We start from the raw sequence: 3326 nt of genomic DNA on the forward strand, positions 1-3326 counted from the left end.
CATAGATTGCCCGAACGGAATCGCCGTCCGCCTCCCAGTGAATGACCGATTTGTGAAAGGCATCCAGCAGGCTCCATTTCGGGCGCCGGCCACAGCGTTTGCGGTTTTCCATATAGGCGGCATGTGCGGAGTCGGGATTGTAAACGGTATGGTAATAATCATACGTTTTACCGTTCTGTTTCTGACGGCGCATCTGCTTCACAGTGCCTCTGGTGATTTCATTATTGATGGTCTGAGGCGCACGGCCCAATCGTTCTGCGATTTGACGATTGGAGTAGTTCTCTCTCTTCAATATTGCGATTTGTGCCCGTTCATCTTGCGTCAGGTGTTTTCCTTTGATGGATCCAGTGGTATCATGAAGTTGCGTCATGTGATTTCATTCCTTTATTAAGAGTTGTGGTTAACTTCAATATAACATGAAATTCACATGGCGTTTTTTGCATCAAAGGTGGCTAAGTTGATTATAAAATCCACCATTATTAAAATTATTGCTGAAATAAGTAATGATGAAAGTGAGAAGATTATATGACTTAGGAACTAGCAAAAATACATTGAAAACTGTTTAAAGGCTACAGATTGAATATCATCTGATGGTGGATGAGTCTGATTGGCTACTCCATAATAACTCTCTAAATGAAAATATAACATTGAGATACTGATGAGAAAACAATAGACTGGTGTTTTATCGCTTACTATCAGGAAGAGGGTGGCGTTTTAAGAAAATCACTTAATTGCTGTACCTCGTGGTCAGTCATTCTAAAGTATGTTGAAAAGAAATGATATCTAACTTATTTTATTAACCCAGATTAGATATAAGAAGTGAATTTTGATAGTTAAAGTACCAATTAATTTCAAGGGAGAATTAGTAATGAAAAGATATTTAATTAGATCGGGGATAGCCCCTACAGATTTACAAGGACCAGCAGAAATGATTTTTAAAAATTCAATTGGAGGTAATGTTGGTAATTTAATTTATGCGTACAGTATCTATAGAAATTTGATGACTGAGGATGTAGAGATAGTTCCAGATCGATACCGCATCAATGAAAATGATGCAGATATGATAAATAAGTACTATGATGCTTACATTATCCCGTTAGCTGACGCATTTAGAGATTCATTTGTCGATAGTTTAAAAAAATATACTAAGCTTTTTGAGAAACTAACAATTCCAGTTATTGTCATAGGGGTAGGGGTAAAGGCTCCAATTAATAAAAGAATCAAAGATGGATTCTCTTTTGATAAAGAAGTTAAAGATTTTGTAACTGCAGTCTTAAAACGTTCTAATATGATAGGTGTAAGAGGTCAAATAACTGCGGATTATTTGAATTATCTGGGCTTTGTTGAGGGAGTAGATCATACTGTTATAGGTTGCCCTTCAATGTATGCATTTGGAGGAGAGTTGAAAATTAGAGACTTAAATTTAAATGAAAAATCAACCATTGCTTTAAACTCCTCAAAACTCTCACCTGAACATGTCTTAAAATTTATCACATCAGTTTCCAACAACTATTCAAACTATTATTTTATTCCTCAATGGTTGAAAGAATTTCGTATGACTTATCTTGGCAATCAAGCTCTTGGTGAAACTACTGAGTTTTATCCTAACACTATTAAGGAGGCTTATTATGAAGAAAATCGCGTTAGATATCCTCTTAATGCAAAATCATGGATAAATTTCATGCAAGAAATGGACTTTGCGGTCGGAGCTCGTCTACATGGAAATATAACTGCTACAATTGCAGGAACTCCTAGTTTATTGCTAACTAAAGATGCTAGAATGAAAGAATTGGCAGACTATCATAAGTTAACCCATATATCCGAACATGACATAACTGAAGATTTAACATTAGAAGAAGTTATAAATACACTTGATTTTCATTCGCCAGAAAAAGTGCAAGAACAGAATTTTAATCACTTCATAAAATTCTTGGAAAAGAATAGCCTAGATCATATTTATAATTATGACTATCATGAGTATCCACCTTTGGATAAGCAAATGGATGATATTGAGCTACCAAATATGTTGACACCCATTAATGCATTAGCACCTCTCGAGATCTCCGAAAGGATCACAGAATATACAAGGTTAGAGGAAGAGAGAATAAAGAAATTAAAAAAAATGAATAGTAATTTATCAGAAACTGTAAAAAAACAAAAACAAGAAATGAAAAAGAAGAAAGATAAGATTAATTACTTGAACACACAACTACAAAGAAAATCGGTAAAAATCGGTTTGAAATTTGGAGAAGTTTTAGTAGCAGCTAAGAAAAAATTTAGAAGTTAGAAAAGTGTAAGTAGGCATTATATAAAAGAGACAGTCAATTAATATATGAACTCTAATCTATAAAATAGACATTTCAATAAAATCAGTACGCTATGAGTAGATGGCCCTGGCATTTTGAGCCGACCCCCGAAAGCTAGACCTAAAATTTAACTTTCGGGGGTCACTTTTATGTGCAAATACAATTTAGAGTTGAACATGAAAGTATTGAATGAGTAACCGATAGGCAGGTACAGTCTACGAGCTATAAGCAGAAAATATAATATTCCGGTTATAAAACAGTCTTGAAATGGGTCAATGCCTATAATCATCTGGGAGTGGTTGGATTATACGAATCCCGCAAGCGCACGCATTATTCTTTTCAATTTAAAATGGATGCGATAGAGTTGTACCTGAATACAGGGATGTCCTAAGCCGATGTTGCCGCATAATGAGAGACGATCCATCCAACATTGATTGCCGGATGGATTAGACAATAAAGGGATGCGAGTGTATCGGGACTCTCCATAGTGAGGGGATGGTGACTGCAAATGCCTGATGAATGGAAGCAGCCACAGGAGGCACAATCGGAAGATGATCGAATCTGTACACTCAAGGATAATTTGAAACGATTGAAGAATGAAAACGATTTTTAAATGAACTACCGAGGCTACGGAATTGAAAAGACGACGATAAAAGAAGAAATCTCACGACTTTTCCGCGACCTCCAGGGAAAATACAGACTGTCCCTGCTGACGGACCTTTTACTCAGACCAGGGATGGACCTACCAGATGCAAGCATATCGAGGGTCACTTGAAACCCATGACATATTTCAGAGCATGTCTTGGAAGTAAAACTGCCTGGATAACACACCGATGGAAAACTTCTTCAGTATCATCAAGTAGAAATCTATCAGGGCAACATCTACCATATCTTTGAGTCATTCATTCAAACAAACAATCATCCAGTTTATCACATGTAAACGACAGTTATAAAATGGCTCTTACGCTAAGTTGGGGAATGCTTATATATAGATTGTGATGAACATAGCCAAAATTTTAA

Annotated in this window: 2 protein-coding genes; one reads left to right on the plus strand and one right to left on the minus strand. The window is 36.1% G+C overall.

The window, feature by feature from the left end:
- A partial coding sequence (locus ACFFLE_RS02690; protein WP_380569633.1) for a helix-turn-helix domain-containing protein occupies positions 1–370 on the minus strand: 370 nt, incomplete at its 3' end.
- A gap of 498 nt (positions 371–868) precedes the next feature.
- Here ACFFLE_RS02690 and ACFFLE_RS02695 point away from each other — a divergent pair.
- On the plus strand, positions 869–2287 hold the full coding sequence (locus ACFFLE_RS02695) for a polysaccharide pyruvyl transferase family protein (RefSeq protein ID WP_380569634.1): 1419 nt from the start codon (positions 869–871) through the stop codon (positions 2285–2287).
- The last annotated feature ends 1039 nt before the right edge of the window (positions 2288–3326 follow it).

Origin of the sequence: Salinicoccus siamensis (genome assembly GCF_042429615.1) — a bacterium.
Classification (GTDB): domain Bacteria; phylum Bacillota; class Bacilli; order Staphylococcales; family Salinicoccaceae; genus Salinicoccus; species Salinicoccus siamensis.

Bases quoted from the DNA above. Each gene is read 5' to 3' on its own strand.
- ACFFLE_RS02695 (WP_380569634.1), top strand. From the start codon at position 869: ATGAAAAGATATTTAATTAGATCGGGGATAGCCCCTACAGATTTACAA.